Raw genomic sequence first — 22,308 nt, forward strand, 5'->3', positions numbered from 1 at the left:
TTGTTTTTGTAAATTTGTGTTCGAAATTTTTTTCTTGATGAAAGAGAGTGTTGTTAAAAAAATTGCAGTTCTTACGTCAGGAGGTGACTCTCCGGGTATGAATGCGGCATTAAGAGCGGTAGTAAGAACCGCCAATTACTATAATATCGAATGCTACGGGGTGAGAGAAGGTTACAACGGCCTTATCAACAATGATTTCCTGAAAATGGGAGCCCGTTCCGTAAAAAATATAATCAACCAGGGTGGAACGATTCTAAAGTCTGCCAGATCTGCTGAGTTCAGAACTAAAGAAGGCCGTCAGAAAGCTTATGACAACTGCGTAAAGCTTGGAATAGACGGATTGGTTTGTATTGGTGGAGACGGAACTTTCACAGGTGCGAAAATCTTTAATGAAGAATTCGGGATCAGGGTAATCGGTATCCCGGGAACTATCGACAATGATATTTTCGGAACTGATAACACCATCGGATACGACACTGCTTTGAATACTGCAATGGATGCCATTGACAAGATCCGTGATACAGCCACTTCCCACAACAGGGTTTTCTTTGTGGAAGTAATGGGTCGTGATGCCGGTTTTATTGCGTTAAACAGTGGATTGGCAACAGGAGCTCTGGATATTTTAATTCCTGAGAAAAAAGACAGTATTGATGAGCTTTTCGCGAAATTCAGAGATGCTGAAAAAACAGGAAAAGCATCAAGCATTGTTGTGGTAGCGGAAGGTGAAAAATTAGCCAACGTATATGAACTTGCCGAAAAAACAAAACAGACATTCCCTGATTATGACATTCGTGTAGCTATTCTGGGACATATGCAGAGAGGAGGTTCTCCAAGCTGTGCAGACAGAGTTCTGGCAAGCCGTCTGGGGTATGGAGCTGTAACAGGGCTGATGGAAGGACAAACCAATGTAATGGCAGGAATGCGTTCTAATGATCTGACGTATACTCCTATTGAAGAAGCCATTAAAAAACATAATGAAATCAATAAAGACCTTTTACTGATTTCAAAAATTTTAGCAATCTAATTTTTATAATCTAATAAAAACAAACTATTATGTCAACAATCAAAGTAGGTATCAACGGTTTTGGTAGAATTGGACGTCTTGTTTTCAGAGCAATGACTGAAAGAGACAACATTGAAGTTGTAGGAATCAATGACCTAATCAATGCAGAATACATGGCTTACATGTTAAAATATGACTCTGTACACGGTATTTTCCCAGGTGAAGTTTCTGTAGAAGGAAATGATCTTGTAGTAAACGGGAAAAGAATCAGAGTAACTGCTGAAAAAGATCCAAGCAACCTAAAATGGAATGAAATCGGTGCTGATTACGTAGTAGAATCTACTGGTTTATTCCTTGATAAAGACAGCGCTGCAAAACACCTTGCTGCAGGTGCTAAGAAAGTAATCCTTTCTGCTCCTTCCAAAGATGATACTCCAATGTTCGTAATGGGGGTAAACCACAAGGAACTTACTGATGATATCAAAATTTTATCAAACGCTTCTTGTACTACAAACTGTTTAGCTCCTTTAGCTAAAGTAATTCACGATAACTTCGGAATCGTAGAAGGTTTAATGACAACTGTACACGCTACAACAGCTACTCAGAAAACTGTTGACGGTCCTTCAATGAAAGACTGGAGAGGTGGTAGAGCTGCTCTGAACAACATCATCCCTTCTTCTACAGGTGCTGCTAAAGCGGTAGGAAAAGTAATTCCTTCACTAAACGGAAAACTAACAGGTATGTCTTTCAGAGTACCAACTGTTGACGTTTCTGTAGTAGATTTAACAGTGAGAATTGAAAAAGCTGCTTCTTATGAAGAAATCTGTTCAGTAATCAAAGCTGCTTCTGAAGGTGAATTGAAAGGTATCCTAGGATATACTGAAGATGCAGTAGTATCTCAGGACTTCGTAGGAGATAAGAGAACTTCTATCTTCGACAAAGATGCTGGTATCATGCTTTCTCCTAACTTCGTAAAACTTGTTTCCTGGTATGACAACGAAATGGGTTACTCAAACAAATTAGTTGATATGCTTGTACACGCTGCTTCTTTATAATCAATAATGAGCGATAAGCAATGAGTAATATAAAACCTTCCCGATGGGAAGGTTTTTTGATTATACATCTTATTTATTTTTACTGAATATTCCAAATGGAACTCCTATACTTACTTTGACCATAAAACTATCTTTCAAAGCCCTTGTATGATATGGTTCATTTTCGACACCAGCCAAAATCCTAAAAGTTGCTTTATTATTATCTTCACCATTATTAATTTTAAAAATAAATCCACCCAATAATGTATACCTATTTCTATAATCCATATAACTCATATTTTGTAAAGCAAAGGTATGCGAAGCATATCCGGTAATACCAAAATCCCCTAATACAAACAAAGAGCCTTGTGCTCCTGATTTTAAAGTCCAGAACGCTCTCTTTAAATAAGAATATTTACCTAATTGTCTTCCAGACTTATCAAATATAAAGACCTCACTATCTTCCTCTTTTAAAAAAGGCTTTTCACTTCCTATACCAGCGTCAAGTATACTTCCCATCGTTACATTTAAAAAACCTTGCGCATTTAATAAAGTTTTCTTTTGTCTATTGAAATTGTATGATAACTCTAGAGATAATTTAGGGAAATTTTTAATTTCACCATCTTTTACAAGCGACAATAGATTAGCTGTATCTAATTTTACATTTTGATTGGAAAGATCAAGAGTCGCTTTAATCCAATGTAATTTACTCCCTTGAAGAATATCATTTTTTTTATCAAATGATTCCAATTTACTATCTATATATTTTTTAGAATTTGACTTTATTTTAGTATAAAGATCAATCTCTTTTTCTACTAAAGAAATTTCCTTTTGAATCTCTTTCAATTCTTTAACATCCTTTTCTGTGTAATCTGATTTATTTTCTATATTCTCTTTATCTTTAATAAGTTTTTTTAATTTTTGGTCATATATATCGTAACTCTTCTTTAAGTTACCATACTCTGCAACAATAGAGTCCCTATACTTTTTCCTTTTATCAGATAATTTTTCGCAATCAGCCTTATTAAAAAACATAGTCTCATTTAAAACAACTCTATTAATTGTAAGTAAAGCTCCTATATCATCTTTCCATCTTTTATCTGAATAAAGAAAACCTGTTTTCAAACTTGCTGTATAAATTCCAAAATTCAGAAACCATTTTTCTTTGAAGTTAAAATTAGCCCCAACATTTATTCTGGTATCATTGGTTCCGTTAGTAAAAGTAACCGCATTATTGTTAGTTGCATTATCTGATGAATTCAGAATAACTCCATTTCTGATAAGTCTTAAGTCATCATTAAAAGTTGATGGATGTACAGCTGTACCAATTTCTTCATCACAATTATATCCTATATTAATAAAATTAATTAGCATATCTCTTTCCTTCTCATTTATTCTATCTTTACTGATTTCTATTAAAAAAACACCATTATCGGAATCGAAAAGAAGTCTTTTATTATTCTGTCCCACAATAGTAAATACTTCAATATCATTGTCAATTAAAATTTGATGATTCTCATTTTTTTCATTACATCTATAAATATCTCCTTCATCATATAAACAAACTGAGTATTTTCCTATCTTTTCTTTCCCTTCCAATACATTATTTTCAGATATATCAGATAATCCTAACCCTGTGTACTTTTTAATAACACATTCCAAGGTTTTATCATTACTATTAGTAATTTTTTGTATAAAAGATGAACTCGTTTTTGTATCTTTTAAATAATTAAAATTTTCTGAATCAATTTCTGACAATACTTTCATTTGTCCGCAAACCATCCCCACCCATCCGAGCAGAAACAGTAATACAATTTTTGTTTTCATGGTTATTTATTTTTCAGATTAAAGTTTTTTTAAAATGGTCATTAGTTTTTATTTAAAGCTACAATACTTTCCTACCACACGAAATACCACAAAAGGGGTTTTTTTTTAACATAATTTTATTATTTTTAAGAAAACTTTAACCAATGAAGAAAAAACATCTGACTCACGCAAAAAAACCGCATCCCCTCATTGAAGTATGGAATGCCTATCCTGAAATTTTACAGAATGATAACAGAATATTACCTGTTCCTGCCATTGAAAAAATGATCGGAGAAATTTTTGCTCCGGGAAAGTTCTACTATTATGTGATCAATTTTGCAGACAGCACCCTCTGCAACCATCATGAAGATATTTTGAAAATACATGGTTTCAGTAAATACCCTGGACATCTAAAAGAAATCATAGATCTTATTCATCCGGATGATCTGAAATTTGTGATGGAAGCTGAAAGAATGTCCATCGAAAAAATGAAAGAAATTGACGGCTTTGATTATCAGCAGGAACTGAAAACCAGTTATTGTTTCAGAATGAAAACTTCAAAAGGCAATTATGAACTGTTCCACCATCAGGCTTTGCACACTTATAAAGATGAAGATGGCAGACTGTTGCAGGCTGTTAATATACATACCAATATCGAACACATCACCCATCAAAATTCTTATGTTGTATTAGTTTCCGGAATCAACGGCCGAGAAGATTTCCATCAGATGCAGTGGACAGAACACGACAGATTTCCTGAGTCTGTCCCGGTCATCTTTACCAGAAGAGAGGTTGAAATCATCAACTGTATTGCGAAAGGATATTCAACAGGAAAAATCTCTGATCTGTTAAATATTTCTGAGGAAACCGTACGTACCCATAGAAAAAATATCCTGAGAAAATCAGACTGCAAAAACAGTTCTGAACTGATTAAGAAAACCTTTGAATGGGGATATCTGTAGAAAGCGTCTTGCAATCCTGATAAATCTCACCAAAACATTTCAGCATAAAACTTGTACTTTTATAGGTAAAGGAATGAACATGATACAACCCCGTTTTAAAGATGCTCCTCATTTCAGGAATTTTTGGGAAAATGGCAATGGAAAACAGCTTATTGAATTTTCCGGAGCAGAAGTGAGTTTTGAGCATTTTGAAAAATTTGCTCCCTATTTTCATCATACGGATGAGATCGGTGACGAGGTGGTAAAAGATGTTTATTTCACTAAAAAATTCCACGAGGCTTCCAGGGAAATTGAACACTACATCAGAGATGGGGTTTCAGAGACGGATGATGTTCCTGAAAGTGTAAAAAAATTGTTCAGCCAAACTCAGAAAGTTCCGGACTGGCTTGATTACAATTTACTCAAAAGCGGTGCTGAACTCTGCATGAGGAGCAACCTGGACTCCCTGATTTCGTTGAGGGATTATTGTCTGATCGGCGGCTATGATTATGCCTACCTCAACAAACCTCTTATTGTTACTGAAGCACTGAAAAAAGGTGCAGTGAAACGTCTTTCAGAAACATTGGATTTCTGGGTAAACGCTACCCGCTATAATGCATTGGAAGTTCATGCAAAAGGTTATGAATTTGCTATCAAAACCCGTCTGATCCATTCTTATGCCAGACTTTCCATTAAAAAGCATTATAAAGACTGGGATTCTGAAAACTGGGGAGAGCCCATTAATTCCTGGGATATGATGGCAACGTACATTGGATTCAGTCTGGTATTTCTTCATAGTCTTAAAAAGCTGGGAAATCGTTTTTCTGCTGAAGAGGAACAGGGAATTTTCCATCTCTGGAAATACGTAGGTTACCTTTTGGGAATACCGGAACAGCTTCTACCTGATGATAAAAAACAAGCTACCGAGTATTTTTATTTATGGACCTCTGTTCAGCCTCCTTCAGACAAAGATTCTGTACTTCTTGCCCATTCTTTATTAGATGAATCCTTGGAAAATCCTATCTTAAAGTTTGAATTTCAAAGAAAGAACTTAAGATACCTTCACATCTGCTGTACCTGGTTTCTGTTGGATGATGAAGTGTGTAAAAGATTACAAATCCCTGATGTTCCGTACAAAACATTATTTCCAAAATCAAAAATACTTTTCAATACAATGTATGACAAACTGGTAAGCCACAAGGCCAGAATAAAAAGAGGAAACAAAGATCAGATGAAAGTGCTGGAAGATTATCTGAACATCACTAAGAATTCAAATTTTCATTAGGATAATAAGTCAGGAAGCCCGAAGATGGAAGATGGAAGTTTTTATTGGATGATAAATCTCACCTAATAAATAATATAATTAAGTTCAATACATTTATAGGCTTTAATAGCTTCCAGCCTCTTTCCCGTTAATATTTTATTACACTCATACCACATTTCGCATCTGCTTAGTTATGAATGAGATCAGTAGTAAAATTTTATCATTTTTTAACTCTAAAAACAGCTTTCAGAGACAAATAATATTAGCTTTTGATATTTAAATTATGTATTTTTGAGAAATTATTTTAATAGCGATGAGTAACATTGATGATAAGAAAAAAGCACTCGCTTTAGTGCTTGACAAATTAGATAAAACATACGGAAAAGGAACTGTAATGACTCTGGGTGATGATGCCGTAGACACTACAATAGAAGTAATTCCTTCCGGTTCTTTAGGATTGGATATTGCCTTAGGAGTAGGCGGATATCCAAAAGGAAGAATCATTGAAATATATGGTCCTGAATCTTCAGGTAAAACAACGCTGACCCTTCACGCTATTGCTGAAGCTCAAAAGGCAGGAGGTATTGCTGCATTCATTGATGCAGAGCACGCTTTTGACAGAACTTATGCTGCAAAATTAGGAATCGATCTTGAAAACCTGATCATTTCCCAGCCGGACAACGGTGAGCAGGCATTGGAAATTGCAGATAACCTTATCCGTTCCGGAGCTATTGATATCGTTGTGATTGACTCTGTTGCCGCTCTTACACCAAAGGCTGAAATTGAAGGTGAAATGGGAGATTCCAAAATGGGTCTTCATGCAAGATTAATGTCTCAGGCATTAAGAAAGCTTACCGCTACTATTTCAAGAACGAAATGTACCGTTATATTCATCAATCAGTTGAGAGAAAAGATCGGTGTAATGTTCGGAAATCCTGAAACAACTACCGGAGGTAACGCTCTTAAGTTCTATGCTTCTGTAAGAATTGATATCAGAAAAGCAAGCGCACCTATCAAACAAGGTGATGAAGCGATCGGTAGCCGCGTGAAAGTGAAGATTGTGAAAAACAAAGTGGCACCTCCTTTCAAGCAGGCAGAATTCGATATCATGTACGGAGAAGGAGTTTCTAAAGTAGGAGAAATTCTTGATACTGCTGTTGACATGGGAATCGTGAAGAAAAGCGGATCTTGGTTCAGCTACGAAGAGACCAAATTGGGTCAGGGACGTGATGCCGTAAAAGATGTTTTAAGAGACAACCCGGATCTTGCTGAAGAATTGGAAGCTAAGATCAAGGAAGAAATGAAAAACAAATAATTTTTCAGAAAATATAAGAAAAGGCAGTCTTTAGGACTGCCTTTTTTGTTCTCATTTTTTTAACGCAAAGATCTCATCTGTATGCCAAAATATTTGAAGGGAGCAAAGTACAGAATCAATTTCATTGATTCTTACTAAGCAAACGCATCATTCACCACAAAGCTCCATCAGCGACAAGTCGAAACCCTTTGTTTCCTTACAATCAGCTTTCGAATCACTTATTTCTTTGCGTTTAAATCATCAACTAATTATTAGAAATAAAAAAGAGGTCATTCCGCAGAACAACCTCTTGAGTTTTATATTTAAAAAAATTATTCAGCAATTTTTCCCTGTAGCTGAAGTGCTCCGGTGACTTTCATACCTTTTGCAGGAGTTTCAAATCTCATGTTTTCTTTATTTACAAAGGCATCAATGGTGAAGAAATCCTCATTTTCCTCATTTGTGATCAACTTCAGTTTCAGGATATATCCTTTAACGCTTCCGTCTTCAAGCAATTCTGTTTCCTTAAAGTCTACAACCTGGCCAATAAAATCAAAACATGCATAGTTAGGAAGATCCTGACTTGGAGCATAGGTTGTGAAATCTTCACTCATTTTAGTACCGTCAGGTAAATCTGTGTTGGTATGGACATCAAGGATGAAAATAATACCACTGATATTTACCTTCTGATGCGGCTGTGTCATGTAGATATTTCTGTTCTCAGCATAATCAGTAGCGAAAAACCAAACTCCAAAAGTATCCCTTGCCGGACCCGCTACGATTGCCTGCAGATTCAATGTATTTTCCCATTCTCTGATTGATCTTGTTTCAAAATCCAGGGTATAATCCGTTTTTACTTCCGGAATTATGGTACTCAATTCATCTGTAACAATGGTTTTGAATCTTACATCTTCAAATTCTGTTTTATTTTTAGCTTCTCCAGCCGGATCAGAAACGGTAGACTGCATTAAAACTGTGCTAAGATACTGGCCGTAATCTTTAGTCTGGAAATTCTGATGCCCAAAAACTCCGCTCCATGTATTCACAAGATTATGAACATTGGATTTTCTGATGATAATTCCTGCTTCATTGGTCATTTCAGGTGCTGCAATTCCTTCTGTATTCGGGAAATAATCCTTGCCATCTATCAGCTGATGGTTCATGATTTCATTATTTTCCTCATGTGAAAACTCTGCAAAACCTTTATAAGTTATATTTTGATTTTCGAAAATATAAGGAAGTCCTGTTTTTGCTTTATCAGAACCTGCAAAATGATAAGCAAGTGAAATTGCCTTGAATTCTCCGTCCTGTGTTGCCGGATTGTGATTACCATTGTTATCAAACTGAGAATGATACAGGATCATATAAGATCTGATCTTACCTTCCTGAAGTTCGTTTTCAAACTTCTCTTCCATTTGTGAAATTGCCTGCTGCGGAGCAAGTGCATAAGCATCTTCTGTCACCATATAGGCAAAGCCTTCTACCTCACCATTTTCTTTTTCAAAAGCAGAAATAGGAGTATACTCTCCTCTTAGCTGAAGCGCTATAGAATAAACGACATAATCATTATAAACTTTGATTTTTTCATATTCTTCATTTACTTTCGGCTCTTCTGCCGGTTGTGAAGGGATTTCCGGTATTGTTTCCACAACTTCTTCCACCACTTCCTCAACTATTTTTTCCTCTGGCATTTCCATTTCCTGAACCAAAGTACTTCCATTTTCCTGATTGTTATTTTTCTTTTTAAAAAAATCAAAGATTCCCATACTGTTATTTATAATTGGCGGTAAATATAATAAAAGTGCTCAACAGGCTCATCATAAAAAAAATGCCATTGTGTCAGTTTATCCTTCTGTATTAATTTTTTCCGGGAAGGATTAAAAAGTTTCGGCGGAGCCTTTGGCTCCGCCGAAACTTTTTAATTAGGTTTATCATCTGTAAGCTCAAATCCCCAGTCTTTTCCTTTTTGGGTGGCCGGAATCCCTTTTGTCATCCAGACCGGAGCTTTAGCTCCTTTCAGATAATAATCAAAAAACTGCTGTTCCCTGATCTGAATATCTTTTCTGTTCTGGCGTTTCATCAGATTGTGATCATCACCATTATAATTCAGAAGCCATACCGGCTTTCCGAGACGGCGTAATGCGGTGAACATTTCAATTCCCTGATACCAGGGCACCGCGCCATCTTTATCATTACTCATAATAACTACCGGAGTCTGTACTTTATCAATGGTAAAGAGCGGTGAGTTCTTAATATAAAGATCCGGAGCTTCCCATAAATTCTTTCCTAATCTGCTTTGCGATTTTTCATACTGGAACTGTCTGTTCATTCCGGAAGTCCATCTGATTCCTCCGTATGCAGAAGTCATGTTGACAACGGGTGCTCCACTCCATGCTGCTGCATACATATTGGTATGTGCAATAAGATAAGCTACCTGATAACCTCCCCAACTTTGCCCCTGAATTCCGATCTTAGCACCGTCTACCCAGGAATTTTGCTTTAGTTTTTCAACTCCGGAATTAATATATTCCATGGCAGATTCTCCCGGGAAACCATCTGTGTAAGAAATATCAGGAGTGAAAACCAGATATCCGTTGCTCACAAAATAAGAAATATTCAATCTTGAAGGTGTGGGAGCCGGAGCTACATAACGGTTCAGGTTATCAGAAAGTTTTTCATAGAAATAGACGATCATAGGGTATTTTTTATTCGGATCGAAATCTTCTGGTTTGTATAAAATCCCTGTAGATACATTCCCTTTTGGCGTTGTCCAGTGTACCAGTTCATCCGTACCCCAGTTATATTTGGCTTGCTGCGGATTGGTATTGCTCAGTTTTTGCTGTTCTGAGAAATCTGATGTAGCAAAAAGGTTTGGAGATTCTGTATATGATTCTTTTACTAAAATATACTCTTCCGCATTTTTTGCTTTTTGAAGACTTCTGTATCCCCAGACATTTTCCATCTGAATTTTTACAGGATCAGAACCGGACTGAATGGTTGTTTTGAAGATCCCATTGGCCTTGGATGTATTATCAAATGCTGATAAATAGATAGGAGATTTGCGGTTCAGGCTTTTAATATCTTTATCCAGTTCATACGTATCAAATGTTATTTTATGTTTACGTCCGAATCCGTTTGTGATATTTCTTGGCTTTTTTGAGCCGTTCAGGAAAAATTCCCAAAGGTCATAGCGGTCTCTTATAATCACAGATTCATCTTTATCTGTCCAGGATGCAATGCCATAAGAATTTGGAAAGTCCGGCATATCAAATTCCTCATCTACAAAAGAAACAGGTACACCTGTACTGAGCGGAAGGGTTTGTTTTGTTTTCACATTATAGCTTAGCCACTGCCCTTTTTCCCTGTCAAAAATCACTACAAATTTTCCAAGAGGAGATACAGCCGCTGCTCCGTTAAGATTTTTAATAATTTCGGTTCTGTCTCCTGTTTTATTATCGATCAGGAAATAGGTTTTCTTTGTAGAGCCTTCCCACTGTGAAGAAATCCGGTTATTGATACTGGTAATTCCCAGCGCAAATTCGGCATTTCCTTCGTTTACGAGACGTAAAGTATCAAGATCTTCTCCATCGATGTTGGTGAAGAAACCAGGTTTTTCTGTCTGCATTACTGCAGCATAGGATTTCTTCAGGTCATTTTTCAATTCCTTTAACTGTACGGTTTGCAGATAATCATCTTTATAATTCCAGATATCTACAACAGCATGATCGTTCGCAATCATGGCCGTGTCCTTTGCAACAGGTTTTGGAGCAACACCAAAATACAGCTGTTTTCCATTTTTACTGAACAAAGGCAATCTGTTTTCAGAAATTACCCAATTTTTCTTCATCTGTGCATTTTCATTGGTTATAATTTCTTTTTTATTTCCTTTAAAATTAAAGTAATACAGCTGATATAGTTTCACCAGATCATTCTGTGCAGAAGGAGTTCCTACATAAGCCAGCTGATTTCCTTCTTCATCAAAAGACAATTGTGAAAAGTCTCCCTCCATTTCAGAAATTGTATTGACAGTTCCTTTTTGCAGATCAACGACCTGTACGGTTTGTAATGCATATTTCTTTGGTTTTGACTTATCAGTTTCTTTTTTGTCCGCAGTCTTTTCATCTGAATCCTTTCCTTCTTTTTTCTCTTTCTTTTCATCCGGCTTTTTGGTTATAAAAACCAGCTGTTTCCCATTTTTACTGAACTCATAACGGATTACATTATCATAAGTTGTACTTTTTCCGTCTAAAAGATTCCGCACTACCAGTTGTAATGGTTTTACATTTTTATCTTCATCCTTACTTTCATCACTATCTTCTTTTTCAGAACCATCATCCGAGGATTTATCCTTTAGATTTTCCAGAAGATAAGCAACATAAGAACCTGCTTTTTCCGGAATTTTAAATGATTTTACATTAGGGATCTTCTCTGTTTTATCATTAAAAAAATCAACAATGGCAAGGCTGTCTTTTGTTAATTTATTTTTCTTCAGTTTTTTATCCTTTACCGCTTTTATATCTTTATACTGCGGACGGATTTGAAAAACAGCAAATCGGGAATCATTGGTAAAATCCACTTTTGCCGCTCTTTCAAACTTCTTTGAGGTTTTATTTTTAACGGAATATAAAGAAAGGGTTGAATTCCCTTCCTGAGCATCCACAGAATAGGCGATCCATTTTCCATCATTTGAGATTTTTCTTGCCCCGATATTTTGCCAGCTGTCGTAAACAGAATGGTCTAAAGGCTTCTTCTGCCCATATACCCAACAGGTCATAATGAGCAGCATAAAGACTGTACATTTCAACTTCATTTTTAAAATATTTTAAGAACTAAAAATAAGATATTTCTTCGACAAATTCACATAACGGGCTTGTTTCAGGTTAAAAAAATGTCATTCTGTCACATTCTTCTGCATGGTATTTTTTTTGAGAAAGAATTTTAAAAATTAAAATCTAAATATGATGACTAAAGGAAATATTAATGTATCTGTGGAAAACATTTTCCCGCTTATTAAAAAATTTCTTTACAGTGACCACGAAATATTCCTGAGAGAATTGATCTCCAATGCCACTGATGCTACTTTAAAATTAAAGCATCTTACAAGTATTGGTGAGGCAAAAGTGGAATACGGAAATCCAAAACTTGAGGTTAAAATTGATAAAGACCAGAAAACTTTACACATCATCGACCAGGGTATTGGGATGACGGGTGAAGAAGTTGAGAAATACATCAACCAGGTTGCATTCTCCGGAGCTGAAGAGTTCTTGGAAAAATATAAAGATTCTGCGAAGGATGCCGGAATTATCGGGCATTTCGGTCTTGGTTTCTACTCTGCTTTCATGGTGGCAGAAAAAGTGGAAATCCTTACAAAATCTTATAAAGATGAGCCGGCAGTACGCTGGATCTGTGACGGAAGCCCGGAATTCACATTGGAAGAAACTACTGACAAAACAGACAGAGGTACGGAAATCATTCTGCACATCGCTGAAGATTCAGTAGAATTTTTAGAAGAAGGAAAAATCCGTGAACTGTTATTAAAGTATAACAAATTCATGCCTGTTCCTATTAAATTTGGAACAAAAACGCATACGCTTCCTTTGCCGGAAGATGCTCCTGAAGATGCAGTAGCTGAAACAGAAGAGGTAGACAATATCATCAACAATCCGGTACCGGCATGGACAATTGCTCCAAGTGAACTGACCAATGAGGATTATATGAAGTTTTACCACGAGCTGTACCCAATGCAGTTTGAGGAACCGTTATTCAATATCCATCTGAATGTTGATTATCCTTTCAACCTTACCGGAATTCTATTCTTCCCGAAACTGAGCAACAATTTAAATATCGATAAAGATAAAATTCAGCTATACCAAAACCAGGTATTCGTAACAGATGAAGTAAAAGGGATCGTTCCTGACTTCCTGATGCTTCTGAGAGGAGTTATTGATTCTCCGGATATCCCATTAAACGTTTCCCGTTCTTATCTTCAGGCAGATGGTGCAGTGAAAAAGATTTCTTCTTACATCACGAAAAAAGTAGCCGATAAAATGGTTTCTTTAATCAACGAAAACCGTGAGGATTATGAGAAAAAATGGAATGATATTAAAGTAGTTATCGAGTACGGAATTGTTACAGAAGAAAAATTTGCTGAAAAAGCAGACAAATTCACATTATATCCTACAACAGACGGTAAGTATTTCCTTTGGGACGAATTGGTTGAAAAAATCAAGCCTGTACAAACGGATAAAGACAACAAACTGGTTGTTCTGTATGCTACCAATGCTGATGAACAGCACAGCTATATCCAATCTGCAAAGGATAAAGGATATGAAGTTCTTCTATTAGATTCTCCTATCATTTCGCACGTGATCCAGAAGCTGGAAACTTCGAAGGAAAACATCTCATTTGCAAGAGTAGATGCTGATCATGTGAACAACCTGATCAAAAAAGATGAACCTATCATTTCAAAACTGAGCGAAACTGAAAAAGAAGCTTTGAAAAAGAATGTGGAAGAAGCTATCAAAGATTCAAAATTCACCGTTCAGCTTGAGGATCTTGACAGCAGCGATGCGCCATTCACAATCACCCAGCCTGAATTCATGAGAAGAATGAAGGAAATGCAGGCAACAGGTGGCGGCGGCATGTTCGGAATGGGAGGCTTCCCGGAGATGTACAATCTTGTGGTGAACTCAAACAGTGAACTTTCCAATCAGATTTTAAAAACGGAGAACGCTGAAGAGAAAGAGAATCTGATCAAATACGCACTGGATCTTGCCAAGCTTTCTCAAAACTTACTGAAAGGAAAAGACCTGACAGATTTTATACAGAGAAGCTATAAGCAACTTGAAAAATAAGACAAGAGACTGTTTCAATTTTGAAGCAGTCTTTTTGTTTAAAAAAGTATAAAAATTATAAACAGCTTATGAAAACCCTGAAGGTTCAAATCTTTTCTTTTGTCACATAGTCTTTGATCAATCAGAAGTGATCTGAAAGAAAATTTTCAACAATTAAATCAGATAACACTTCTGTTTTAAGTTTATTTTCATTTTATCTTTAATCTTATTCTTCCGCACATATTTTTTTCTCCTTTTTATTGTATAGCTTCTCCTTTTTTGCCATTTTTGTATAAAATGTAGGTCATGCAAAAAGAAAAATTACGTCTCATCAGAAAGCAAAAAGGTTATACTCAACAACAGGTAGCCGATTTTATCGCAACAGATGTATCCAACTATAGCAGAAAAGAAAGCGGCGATGTAAGAATTATAAGAGATGAGTGGGATAAACTTGCCCGTTTTCTGGATGTACCGATTGAGGACATTTATGAAGAGGATGAGCCTGCAGTAATAATCAATAATGACCATCCTGTATTTAATGACAGATCATCTTCTGCAGGAGTAATCACTAATCAGAATAATTATGATAATATCCCTGGAGACATCATTAAAAACCTACAAAACTATATCGCCTTATTAAAAGAAGAAAACGAAAGGCTTAAAAAAGAATTGAAAGGTCTTTCGGACGGAAAAAAATAACTCGGTTTGAAACTTTAAAAATATTGATGTCACTTACATGAATTATGGAGTGACATTTTTTTTGTGATATGTAATATTGATGTATGAGTTTTTCGACGCAAAGTATTTAATGATTTGAATGTTTTATTTCAGGTGGCAAAGAGATGCGACTTTGTCGCTGATGAAGCTTTGGGGTAATACGTTCGCTTAAAAAAATCAATGAAATTGATTCCCTTCTTTGCTCCCTTAAAAATAGTACAGCTTATAGATAGAAACTTTGCGTTAAAAAATCTTTGTTTCCGAAACTTAAAATTTACAATTCAGCTAACGGATTCCAGAACAGTTTTTTGAAATTTTTTACTCTGAGATTTTCAACAATGATTCCTTCTGCCTCCAGCTTTGGCTGAAATTCCGGAACAGATAATACTCCTGAACTTGAAATGACACGGTGTGCAGGAACGTCTTTCGGACATCCTCCCATTGCTTTTCCTACATGTCTGGAATGGTTAGGATAGCCAACAGCCTTTGCTATGGCACCATAGGTAGATACTCTTCCTTTGGGAATCAGTCTTGCCACTTCGTATACCTGTTGTTTGAAAATTTCGTCCATATCAATTTCTTTTTTGCATCATTTTTGAACTCATATCAATAACAATGATGTTTCATTAAAAGATAAAGATATGAAAAAATCATTTTTCAGGCTGCTGAATGCCATCAACAAAAAAGTTCTTCCTAAGCTGAGTCATAAAGACCCTAATCATCTTACCAAGATGGAAAAGGGAATTCTGGCGTATCGTTATTTTGTGCTGGTGAATTCTTTGGATTGACTTTTTGGAATAATTGGTAGGTTTACCTACAGATGACACAGACTTCACAGATGCCTGTGGAGAATTTTGGAAAACGCAAATGCGCTAGTTTTTTCTGACAGAATTTAACCTCTGATAAACTGTAGACTGTTGAATTATATATAGTCCTTGCTGAAATCTTTGATTTTCTTACGCCTTAAATTTGTATAATGTGCTGTTCCAGCCAAATATAATCAAGATGGTAAATAAAAAGCGCCCCAAAATAAATTGAAGCGCTGTATGGTAATCTCTTGTGAGAATTTTATCCTTAAGCGTTTTCTAAGATATAAGAGAACATCAATGGTGCACAGATTGTTGCATCACTTTCAACGATAAATTTAGGTGTAGTGATATCAAGTTTACCCCAGGTGATTTTCTCATTTGGAACTGCTCCTGAGTATGAACCGTAGGATGTTGTAGAATCAGAAATCTGGCAGAAATAAGACCAGAAAGGAATATCATGCATTTCCATATCCTGATATAGCATTGGTACTACACAGATAGGGAAATCTCCAGCGATACCTCCACCAATCTGGAAGAATCCAACTCCTTTTCCTCCTGAATTTTTAGTGTACCAGTCAGCAAGGTAAGTCATATATTCGATTCCTGATTTCATTGTAGTAGGTTTAAGCTCTCCTTTGATACAGTAAGAAGCGAAGATGTTACCCATTGTAGAATCTTCCCATCCCGGAACCACGATTGGTAAGTTTGCTTCTGCCGCTGCAATCATCCATGAGTTTTCTCTAGGAATTTCATAATACTGCTCCAATACTCCTGAAAGGATCATTTTGTACATAAATTCATGCGGGAAATATCTTTCACCTTTAGCTTCAGCATCTTTCCAGATCTCCACGATGTGTTTCTGTAATCTTCTGAATGCTTCTTCTTCAGGAATACATGTATCTGTAACTCTGTTCAGGCCTCTTTCCAAAAGATCCCATTCGTCCTGAGCAGTCAAATCTCTGTAATGAGGAACTCTTTCATAGTGAGAGTGTGCTACAAGGTTCATTAAATCTTCTTCAAGGTTAGCCCCTGTACAAGAAATAAAATCTACTTTTCCCTGACGGATCATTTCTGCAAGAATTTTACCTAATTCAGCAGTAGACATTGCACCTGCCAAAGTAATCATCATTTTTCCGCCATCTTTAAGATGTGCAACATATCCTTTAGAAGCATCTACCAATGCAGCTGCGTTGAAGTGCAGGTAATACTTTTCTATGAATTCAGTTATCGGTTTGCTCATTTTTAAAATTTTTGCAAAGATAAAACTTAAAAACGGAATGCAGTCAAAGCACTTGAAGAAAGTGTAATAGAGAAGTCTTTTTTTATCATTTGTTAAATGAAATGCTTAAATAGTTGTTGTTCGGAAACGAAAGCACGCTAGTTTTTCCAACATGATTCATGCTTGAAGGTGCAAAGATTTTATCCCTGATAAAAGTAAATTTAGAGTGTGTAAAAAAACTAGTTCCTCTGTTTCAACATTAGAAATTTCTATTTATAAAAAAGCATGACCCAAAATGAGCCACGCTTTATTATCATTCAACTTAAAAATATTCAGTAAGGATTATCCTTCCCAGGGTTCCACTTTCAGGATTTCGATTTTCCTCTCTCCGTCCCTGAAAGGCCAGCTGATAACATCTCCTACTTTATATCCTACTACGGCAAGAGCAATATCTGAGAGGATGGAATATTTATTCTTTTTAAGTTTTTCTTTTACCGAAGGCACAAAAATGTATTCATGCTCAAAATTCAGAGTATGGTCTTTCAACGTTACTTTTCTGTCCACTGTTACAATATCGGCAGGAAGGTCCCTTCTCAGAACCTGTTTTGCCTTTCTAAGTTCTTCAGTCAATCTTTTTTCTTCTTCGATGCTCACTTTTTTTCTTCTCAATGTATCTTTTATAGCATCATAAATTCCGGTGGTTACAATAATATGATTGGACATATTTTTTCATTTTTAAAAAATTAAAATGCAGTTATTCCCCGATGATCCAATGTAGAATACAGGCGTATGACAGCCTTCTTCTATAGAAAACCGCAAAAAATAATAAATAAAATCCGAAATGATTCCCTGCCTTGGATCCTGACAGGGCTTAATTGATAAAGTCCTTAGAACTTTTCAGAAAAGAATCTGTGTGAAGATAAAGTAACGACAGCAACAATCCTGATTGTCTGCTTTCTGCTGATAAAAAAATTGTTGCTGCCATTATTAATGAGATGTTGTAATTACTACAAATATAACACTTAAAAACGGAATGTAGCAGCTGCACTCAAAGAAACCCTATGCAAACCTTCTTTCTGATCGTCATCAAATTTATAAGTAACTCCGTTGTACTTCATTTTACTCAGCGTACCACCACTTAAGCCAACCTTTGGCCCTATAAGGAAGTTTTTGCTGATCTCATATTGATAGCCAAAATCGATTTCTGCACCAAAAGTACTCCCTGTTCCTTTTACATCTCCTGTTTTTGTGGTGTAAGATATTACCCCCAGCGCAAGATCTGCAAATATTTTATGTCTTGTGGATGAATTATCATTTGAAATAAGGCCGGAAACTCCGAAGAATGTGATATTATCTTTTGTAGTCACAGGAACAGACACGGGCATTCCGTTCACATAACCAAGAAGATATCCGTCACTGGATGCACTGTAATTAGAATATTTCAAACCAAATGCAAGGCCATCTTTCACGGCATAATGCGCAGCAATATCAAAATTTAACCCGTTTTTAAGGTCTTTAACGTAGTCTTTTTCTTCTTTGCTAAGTCCGGAAATTGTTTTTGCTGTTCTCCAGGCATATCCTACGGAAGGTTTGATAGAAAATTTCTGTGCAAAAGAGATCATGGAAATGGAAAATACTCCAAGTGTGATTAATTTTTTTATCATGGTTTTAAAATTTCCGGCAAAAATAGAGTTTTCTCCGGAAAAACACATTAAAACCTGAAACGTCTGTTTTCTTTTTTGTCTGAAAGCTTTTTCTTGCTGTCCAGTCTTTTCTGTTTCTGGGCTTTTGAAGGTTTGGTAGCCGTTCTTTTTTTGGGAATGATGAGGGCCTTATTTACGATTTCAGTTATTTTTTCAATGGCTTTATTTTTATTCATCAGCTGGGTTCTGCTTTCAGAAACGGTGAGAAATAAAAAACCATCTGCATTGATCCTGTTTTTCAGTTTATCCTGAATTAATATTTTCTCATCTTCATTAAAAAATTCTGATGCATTCACTTTCCAAAGTACGGTCACAGCAGTTTCTACTTTGTTTACATTCTGCCCTCCTGCCCCACTGCTGCGGGACGTCTTGAAACTGAGTTCTTTTGAAAAGTCTTTCATTTCTTTACGTTTTAGATCCGATCTCAATAACCGTGGCTAAATATTTATACTTTTATACAGCTCCATTCTGTTTACTTTCCCGTTTGGTGTTCTCGGGATTTCTTTGATGAAAATAATTTCTTTGGGCTTATGGAAGCTTTTTTCAAACGGAATTTCTGAAATCTTTCTTTTCACCACATCAGATTCCTCACCTTCAATAATCAATATCAATTTCTGTCCCAAACTCTCATCCGGCAGTCCCATAAATATTGCTTCGTTCGGAATATCCTTTTTCACTAAAGCTTCAAGGGTTTCAGGGAAAATTTTTGCCCCTCCGGAGTTGATTACATTGTCAATTCTTCCCAGGAATTTGAACTGATTTTCATTCCTGATTTCAACTAAATCATTAGTTTGCAGTTCTTCAGCATTTACATTAGGTGCAAAAATTTCCAGGCAGCCTCTATCGTCCAGAGAAATCGTTACATTTTCAAAAACAGTGAAGTATTCTTCCTGCTCCGGCATCAATTGTTTTAAACCAATATGGGAAAGGGTTTCGGACATTCCATAGGTTTCAAAAATACGGTTGGAATTACTAAGGTTCATCTTAAGGATCTTGCTTTTCAGGCTTTCTGAAACAGCAGCACCTCCGATAATCAGATTTTTAATCAGATGAAGTTTGTTCAGTGAATTCTCTACCTGAAGTGGCGTCATGGCACAAAAATCAATTTCTTCTTCCAGATTTTCTGCCGGTTTTAATGAAGGATCAGTAATTTTTAACTTCAGTTTTCTTTCTATAGAACGGACAATCATCATTTTACCGGAAATGTATTCCACAGGCAGGCAAAGCAATGCCGTATCCCCTTCTTTTAATCCTAAAAAATTACAGGTCATCACTGCTGAATTGACCATTTTCCTTTTCTCAATTTCAAAAATCTTTGGAATTCCTGTAGAACCTGAAGTCTGGACATTTACCCCAGTTTTTTCTGAGAACCATTCTTCCAGAAATATTTTCACTTTTTTTTCAAATTCTGTATCGAATGATAATTTGTTAATATTGAGATTATTGAAGTCTATCAGCATAATTTCCGTAAATAAATTCTACAGTAAATTTAAAAAAAATTTCAAAAAGTTCTTGTAAGTAAAGAAAAAAGCTGTAAATTTGCACCACTAAAACAAACAGAGACCCATGGTGTAGCGGTAACACTACTGATTTTGGTTCAGTCATCTGGGGTTCGAATCCCTGTGGGTCTACAAACCATCCTTTTTAAGGATGGTTTTTGTTTTTTATCCAACTTCAATTTATTTATTCTATCAGGGAGTATACATTACAGCAATTTTGGAAAGCAGAATATGTAATACCTATCCAATTTTTAACGTATACATCTGGATAGCTACCCACTTCATCACAACTTTAGGTATTTGTCTTAGATAATGATTAAAAAGACTGCCCTCTATAATGAAAGCAGCCTTTGTTTATAATATTTTTTTGAATTCTATAAAACTAAAAAAGTCTTGTAAGTATCACTTTATACTGTAAGCTTGCATCACCATTGTTGGTAAGATCTATTGTTCCGGCTGATGGCATTGTTAATGTATAATTGAATGCAATATTAGTCCCACCTGCAGCACAATTTGGGATTCCTGACCAAACAACGGTTGTTGTAAATCTGTTCACTTCAGTAAAAGTAGGAGCTTTAGCAGTGGTATCTGTGTTTAAAATTCCATCTATTCCTTTGATTGAGAAGGAATTGTTAATAGCATTATTAGTGACATAATATTCTGCAATACCAATGCGCCCACAACTATTACTAACGTTTATCACAGCTTTATATACTGCATTATTGGCAAGACCTGCAATCAAGGTATTTGTAGCACCTGATGTTATGGTAACTGTGTTATTAATAACCGTTCCATAAATATTGTCAACAGCTTTGTTCAGGACACCATTGGCATCTGAATATACCGGCGTAATAAGGGTAGCACCTGCTGCCACATCCATGGTTCTTACTCTGGTACTGCCTGCAACATCTAAAGTATTGGTAGGAGTATTGGTTGCGACACCTATATTACCCAGGGTTAAGTCCATTGACCAATCACTTCCACCAGGAACACGAGAAATAATAAATGCACCATTATTACTATTAAAATTAGGATTTATACCCATTATGGCTTGTTTTACTCCCGTCGCTCCTGTAGTTCTTAAGATCGATAATATGGAACTGTTAACAACAGGATTTTCTATCAGCAATCCTGTATTGGTAGCTTCCCCGCCACCAATGCCCGTAGCGGTTCCCCTGTTTTTTATATGGAGATTCGATAGTGGCGTGGTATTACCAATACCTACATTACCTGCCGAAGTTACTGTAAAATCATTGGCTTGTTGCGCATCGGTTGGAGAGCCGGTTGCCGGATTATCTTTTGCGCCATCAACGTGAAGTATGCCTTGAGGGTTTGGAGTATTGATCCCTACCTGTGAAAATGCAATGACAGAAAAGAATATCATTGCCAGAGTGAAGTTTTTTTTCATTTTCTTAAATTTAAAATTGTGTGATTTGAGTATTTTAAGAAACATTCACTTACTATTTAAACTTTCATTTAAATAAAGCTAAATTTCAATCAAATTTACACTTTTTAACATCATTACAATGTTAAATTAATACAAATAACAGATTATAAAAACCATATCTATAACACAATATTTTATATTCTTAAATTAAGATTCCAATCTCAAACCGATAATGCACTACGTTTGAGTGTTTCGAAAGGTTGGCCTAATAATAAAAGTAAATGCTACGGTTATCAGCAATATCCCAAACTCCAGTAGAAATCCCCATAACCCTGCAAAAAAAAGCCTTAAAATAGTCTCTGCAGTAAATTCAACATAATCACTTTCTATACTGTATGTAATCCAACCAGGGAATTTGCCTTTACTGTAATATGTTAAAGTACCAGCCCTGTAATCCATGAACGCAGCAATTGTTTCTAAATAAAGCTTTGATGCAGACCACAGTGATACAAATCCTCCTATAAGAAAAAAAGGAATTACTGTTAAAAAATAATTGAGTCTAACATCTTTATCCCTGATATTTCCTCTTAAAAAAATCAACAATTTCCAATTTGGAATAAAGCAAAGAAAAAGAAATTCAATTTCAAGAAGAATTAAAAAAACTGAAATACAAAGCGAAGATGTACTGGTATTTATAAAAACTGCAGCCACCATGGGAATTAAAAGCACCATCATTGAAACAGAAATAATACCCAACACGCTGTTTGATACAGATTTTCTTTTCATTCCCTGCAGCTAC

At 35.9% G+C, this 22,308-nt stretch carries 19 protein-coding genes and 1 tRNA gene; 9 read left to right on the plus strand and 11 right to left on the minus strand.

What is annotated here, in order from left to right; translation table 11 throughout:
* The first annotated feature begins 37 nt into the window (after nt 1-37).
* Nucleotides 38-1,024, plus strand: a complete 987-nt coding sequence (gene pfkA, locus EL165_RS12485; protein WP_002976606.1) for a 6-phosphofructokinase — start codon at nt 38-40, stop codon at nt 1,022-1,024.
* Nucleotides 1,025-1,053: 29 nt separating this feature from the next.
* Nucleotides 1,054-2,058, plus strand: coding sequence for a type I glyceraldehyde-3-phosphate dehydrogenase (gap, locus tag EL165_RS12490; RefSeq protein ID WP_002976605.1), 1,005 nt, complete (start codon nt 1,054-1,056; stop codon nt 2,056-2,058).
* 69 nt (nt 2,059-2,127) lie between these two features.
* On the opposite strand, the gene EL165_RS12495 is transcribed toward gap, so the two are convergent.
* Nucleotides 2,128-3,864 carry a coiled-coil domain-containing protein gene (locus tag EL165_RS12495; RefSeq protein ID WP_002976604.1) on the minus strand — a complete coding sequence of 579 codons (1,737 nt, stop codon included), beginning with the start codon at nt 3,862-3,864 and terminating at the stop codon, nt 2,128-2,130.
* A gap of 143 nt (nt 3,865-4,007) precedes the next feature.
* Between EL165_RS12495 and EL165_RS12500 the strand changes: the two genes are divergently transcribed.
* The 3 genes from EL165_RS12500 (at nt 4,008) to recA (ending at nt 7,363) form a co-directional block, all read left to right on the plus strand.
* The gene (locus EL165_RS12500; protein ID WP_002976603.1) at nt 4,008-4,805 is read left to right on the plus strand and encodes a response regulator transcription factor; all 798 of its coding nucleotides are present in this window, start codon (nt 4,008-4,010) and stop codon (nt 4,803-4,805) included.
* Between the two features lie 79 nt (nt 4,806-4,884).
* A complete protein-coding gene (locus EL165_RS12505; protein ID WP_126358635.1) occupies nt 4,885-6,069 on the plus strand; it encodes an oxygenase MpaB family protein in 1,185 nt (394 codons plus the stop codon).
* A 292-nt stretch (nt 6,070-6,361) separates the two neighbouring features.
* Nucleotides 6,362-7,363, plus strand: coding sequence for a recombinase RecA (gene recA, locus EL165_RS12510; protein ID WP_002976601.1), 1,002 nt, complete (start codon nt 6,362-6,364; stop codon nt 7,361-7,363).
* Nucleotides 7,364-7,674: 311 nt separating this feature from the next.
* On the opposite strand, the gene EL165_RS12515 is transcribed toward recA, so the two are convergent.
* On the minus strand, nt 7,675-9,108 hold the full coding sequence (locus EL165_RS12515; RefSeq protein WP_002976600.1) for a hypothetical protein: 1,434 nt from the start codon (nt 9,106-9,108) through the stop codon (nt 7,675-7,677).
* A gap of 152 nt (nt 9,109-9,260) precedes the next feature.
* Nucleotides 9,261-12,152 carry an alpha/beta hydrolase family protein gene (locus EL165_RS12520; protein WP_002976599.1) on the minus strand — a complete coding sequence of 964 codons (2,892 nt, stop codon included), beginning with the start codon at nt 12,150-12,152 and terminating at the stop codon, nt 9,261-9,263.
* A 151-nt stretch (nt 12,153-12,303) separates the two neighbouring features.
* Here EL165_RS12520 and htpG point away from each other — a divergent pair, with 151 nt between their 5' ends.
* Together htpG and EL165_RS12530 are read left to right on the plus strand one after the other, a co-directional pair.
* Nucleotides 12,304-14,196, plus strand: a complete 1,893-nt coding sequence (gene htpG / locus EL165_RS12525) for a molecular chaperone HtpG (protein WP_041461390.1) — start codon at nt 12,304-12,306, stop codon at nt 14,194-14,196.
* A gap of 285 nt (nt 14,197-14,481) precedes the next feature.
* Nucleotides 14,482-14,874, plus strand: coding sequence for a helix-turn-helix transcriptional regulator (locus EL165_RS12530; RefSeq protein ID WP_002976597.1), 393 nt, complete (start codon nt 14,482-14,484; stop codon nt 14,872-14,874).
* A gap of 292 nt (nt 14,875-15,166) precedes the next feature.
* On the opposite strand, the gene EL165_RS12535 is transcribed toward EL165_RS12530, so the two are convergent.
* Nucleotides 15,167-15,463 carry an MGMT family protein gene (locus tag EL165_RS12535; protein ID WP_002976596.1) on the minus strand — a complete coding sequence of 99 codons (297 nt, stop codon included), beginning with the start codon at nt 15,461-15,463 and terminating at the stop codon, nt 15,167-15,169.
* 70 nt (nt 15,464-15,533) lie between these two features.
* Here EL165_RS12535 and EL165_RS25840 point away from each other — a divergent pair, with 70 nt between their 5' ends.
* A complete protein-coding gene (locus EL165_RS25840; RefSeq protein WP_002976595.1) occupies nt 15,534-15,680 on the plus strand; it encodes a hypothetical protein in 147 nt (48 codons plus the stop codon).
* 286 nt (nt 15,681-15,966) lie between these two features.
* Here EL165_RS25840 and EL165_RS12540 read toward each other — a convergent pair whose 3' ends face one another.
* The 5 genes from EL165_RS12540 to EL165_RS12560 all read right to left on the minus strand — a co-directional run bounded on the left by EL165_RS12540 (nt 15,967) and on the right by EL165_RS12560 (nt 20,083).
* Nucleotides 15,967-16,941: a deoxyhypusine synthase family protein gene (locus EL165_RS12540; RefSeq protein WP_002976594.1), complete on the minus strand. Its 975-nt coding sequence runs from the start codon at nt 16,939-16,941 to the stop codon at nt 15,967-15,969.
* A gap of 321 nt (nt 16,942-17,262) precedes the next feature.
* On the minus strand, nt 17,263-17,643 hold the full coding sequence (locus EL165_RS12545) for a GreA/GreB family elongation factor (protein WP_002976593.1): 381 nt from the start codon (nt 17,641-17,643) through the stop codon (nt 17,263-17,265).
* A 299-nt stretch (nt 17,644-17,942) separates the two neighbouring features.
* The gene (locus EL165_RS12550; RefSeq protein ID WP_126358636.1) at nt 17,943-18,584 is read right to left on the minus strand and encodes a DUF2715 domain-containing protein; all 642 of its coding nucleotides are present in this window, start codon (nt 18,582-18,584) and stop codon (nt 17,943-17,945) included.
* Nucleotides 18,585-18,631: 47 nt separating this feature from the next.
* On the minus strand, nt 18,632-19,024 hold the full coding sequence (gene arfB / locus EL165_RS12555; RefSeq protein ID WP_002976591.1) for an alternative ribosome rescue aminoacyl-tRNA hydrolase ArfB: 393 nt from the start codon (nt 19,022-19,024) through the stop codon (nt 18,632-18,634).
* 36 nt (nt 19,025-19,060) lie between these two features.
* Nucleotides 19,061-20,083 (minus strand): AMP-binding protein, encoded by a 1,023-nt coding sequence (locus tag EL165_RS12560; RefSeq protein WP_002976590.1) that lies wholly within the window; start codon nt 20,081-20,083, stop codon nt 19,061-19,063.
* Nucleotides 20,084-20,183: 100 nt separating this feature from the next.
* Here EL165_RS12560 and EL165_RS12565 point away from each other — a divergent pair.
* Nucleotides 20,184-20,254 (plus strand) — tRNA-Gln (locus tag EL165_RS12565).
* Between the two features lie 250 nt (nt 20,255-20,504).
* On the opposite strand, the gene EL165_RS12570 is transcribed toward EL165_RS12565, so the two are convergent.
* Together EL165_RS12570 and EL165_RS12575 are read right to left on the minus strand one after the other, a co-directional pair.
* Nucleotides 20,505-21,530, minus strand: coding sequence for a hypothetical protein (locus EL165_RS12570; protein WP_126358637.1), 1,026 nt, complete (start codon nt 21,528-21,530; stop codon nt 20,505-20,507).
* A 216-nt stretch (nt 21,531-21,746) separates the two neighbouring features.
* Nucleotides 21,747-22,295, minus strand: coding sequence for a hypothetical protein (locus tag EL165_RS12575; protein ID WP_041461389.1), 549 nt, complete (start codon nt 22,293-22,295; stop codon nt 21,747-21,749).
* Between the last annotated feature and the right edge of the window lie 13 nt (nt 22,296-22,308).

Origin of the sequence: Chryseobacterium gleum (assembly GCF_900636535.1) — a bacterium.
Lineage (GTDB): Bacteria > Bacteroidota > Bacteroidia > Flavobacteriales > Weeksellaceae > Chryseobacterium > Chryseobacterium gleum.

What these genes read in the sequence shown, in the direction of transcription:
- pfkA (WP_002976606.1), top strand. Translation starts at nt 38, where the DNA reads ATGAAAGAGAGTGTTGTTAAAAAAATTGCAGTTCTTACGTCAGGAGGT.
- EL165_RS12500 (WP_002976603.1), top strand. Translation starts at nt 4,008, where the DNA reads ATGAAGAAAAAACATCTGACTCACGCAAAAAAACCGCATCCCCTCATT.
- EL165_RS12520 (WP_002976599.1), bottom strand. Translation starts at nt 12,152, where the DNA reads ATGAAGTTGAAATGTACAGTCTTTATGCTGCTCATTATGACCTGTTGG.
- EL165_RS12550 (WP_126358636.1), bottom strand. Translation starts at nt 18,584, where the DNA reads ATGATAAAAAAATTAATCACACTTGGAGTATTTTCCATTTCCATGATC.
- arfB (WP_002976591.1), bottom strand. Translation starts at nt 19,024, where the DNA reads ATGAAAGACTTTTCAAAAGAACTCAGTTTCAAGACGTCCCGCAGCAGT.
- EL165_RS12545 (WP_002976593.1), bottom strand. Translation starts at nt 17,643, where the DNA reads ATGTCCAATCATATTATTGTAACCACCGGAATTTATGATGCTATAAAA.
- EL165_RS12570 (WP_126358637.1), bottom strand. Translation starts at nt 21,530, where the DNA reads ATGAAAAAAAACTTCACTCTGGCAATGATATTCTTTTCTGTCATTGCA.
- htpG (WP_041461390.1), top strand. Translation starts at nt 12,304, where the DNA reads ATGACTAAAGGAAATATTAATGTATCTGTGGAAAACATTTTCCCGCTT.
- EL165_RS12505 (WP_126358635.1), top strand. Translation starts at nt 4,885, where the DNA reads ATGATACAACCCCGTTTTAAAGATGCTCCTCATTTCAGGAATTTTTGG.
- EL165_RS12515 (WP_002976600.1), bottom strand. Translation starts at nt 9,108, where the DNA reads ATGGGAATCTTTGATTTTTTTAAAAAGAAAAATAACAATCAGGAAAAT.
- gap (WP_002976605.1), top strand. Translation starts at nt 1,054, where the DNA reads ATGTCAACAATCAAAGTAGGTATCAACGGTTTTGGTAGAATTGGACGT.
- EL165_RS12535 (WP_002976596.1), bottom strand. Translation starts at nt 15,463, where the DNA reads ATGGACGAAATTTTCAAACAACAGGTATACGAAGTGGCAAGACTGATT.
- EL165_RS12560 (WP_002976590.1), bottom strand. Translation starts at nt 20,083, where the DNA reads ATGCTGATAGACTTCAATAATCTCAATATTAACAAATTATCATTCGAT.
- EL165_RS12575 (WP_041461389.1), bottom strand. Translation starts at nt 22,295, where the DNA reads ATGAAAAGAAAATCTGTATCAAACAGCGTGTTGGGTATTATTTCTGTT.
- recA (WP_002976601.1), top strand. Translation starts at nt 6,362, where the DNA reads ATGAGTAACATTGATGATAAGAAAAAAGCACTCGCTTTAGTGCTTGAC.
- EL165_RS12530 (WP_002976597.1), top strand. Translation starts at nt 14,482, where the DNA reads ATGCAAAAAGAAAAATTACGTCTCATCAGAAAGCAAAAAGGTTATACT.
- EL165_RS12495 (WP_002976604.1), bottom strand. Translation starts at nt 3,864, where the DNA reads ATGAAAACAAAAATTGTATTACTGTTTCTGCTCGGATGGGTGGGGATG.
- EL165_RS12540 (WP_002976594.1), bottom strand. Translation starts at nt 16,941, where the DNA reads ATGAGCAAACCGATAACTGAATTCATAGAAAAGTATTACCTGCACTTC.
- EL165_RS25840 (WP_002976595.1), top strand. Translation starts at nt 15,534, where the DNA reads ATGAAAAAATCATTTTTCAGGCTGCTGAATGCCATCAACAAAAAAGTT.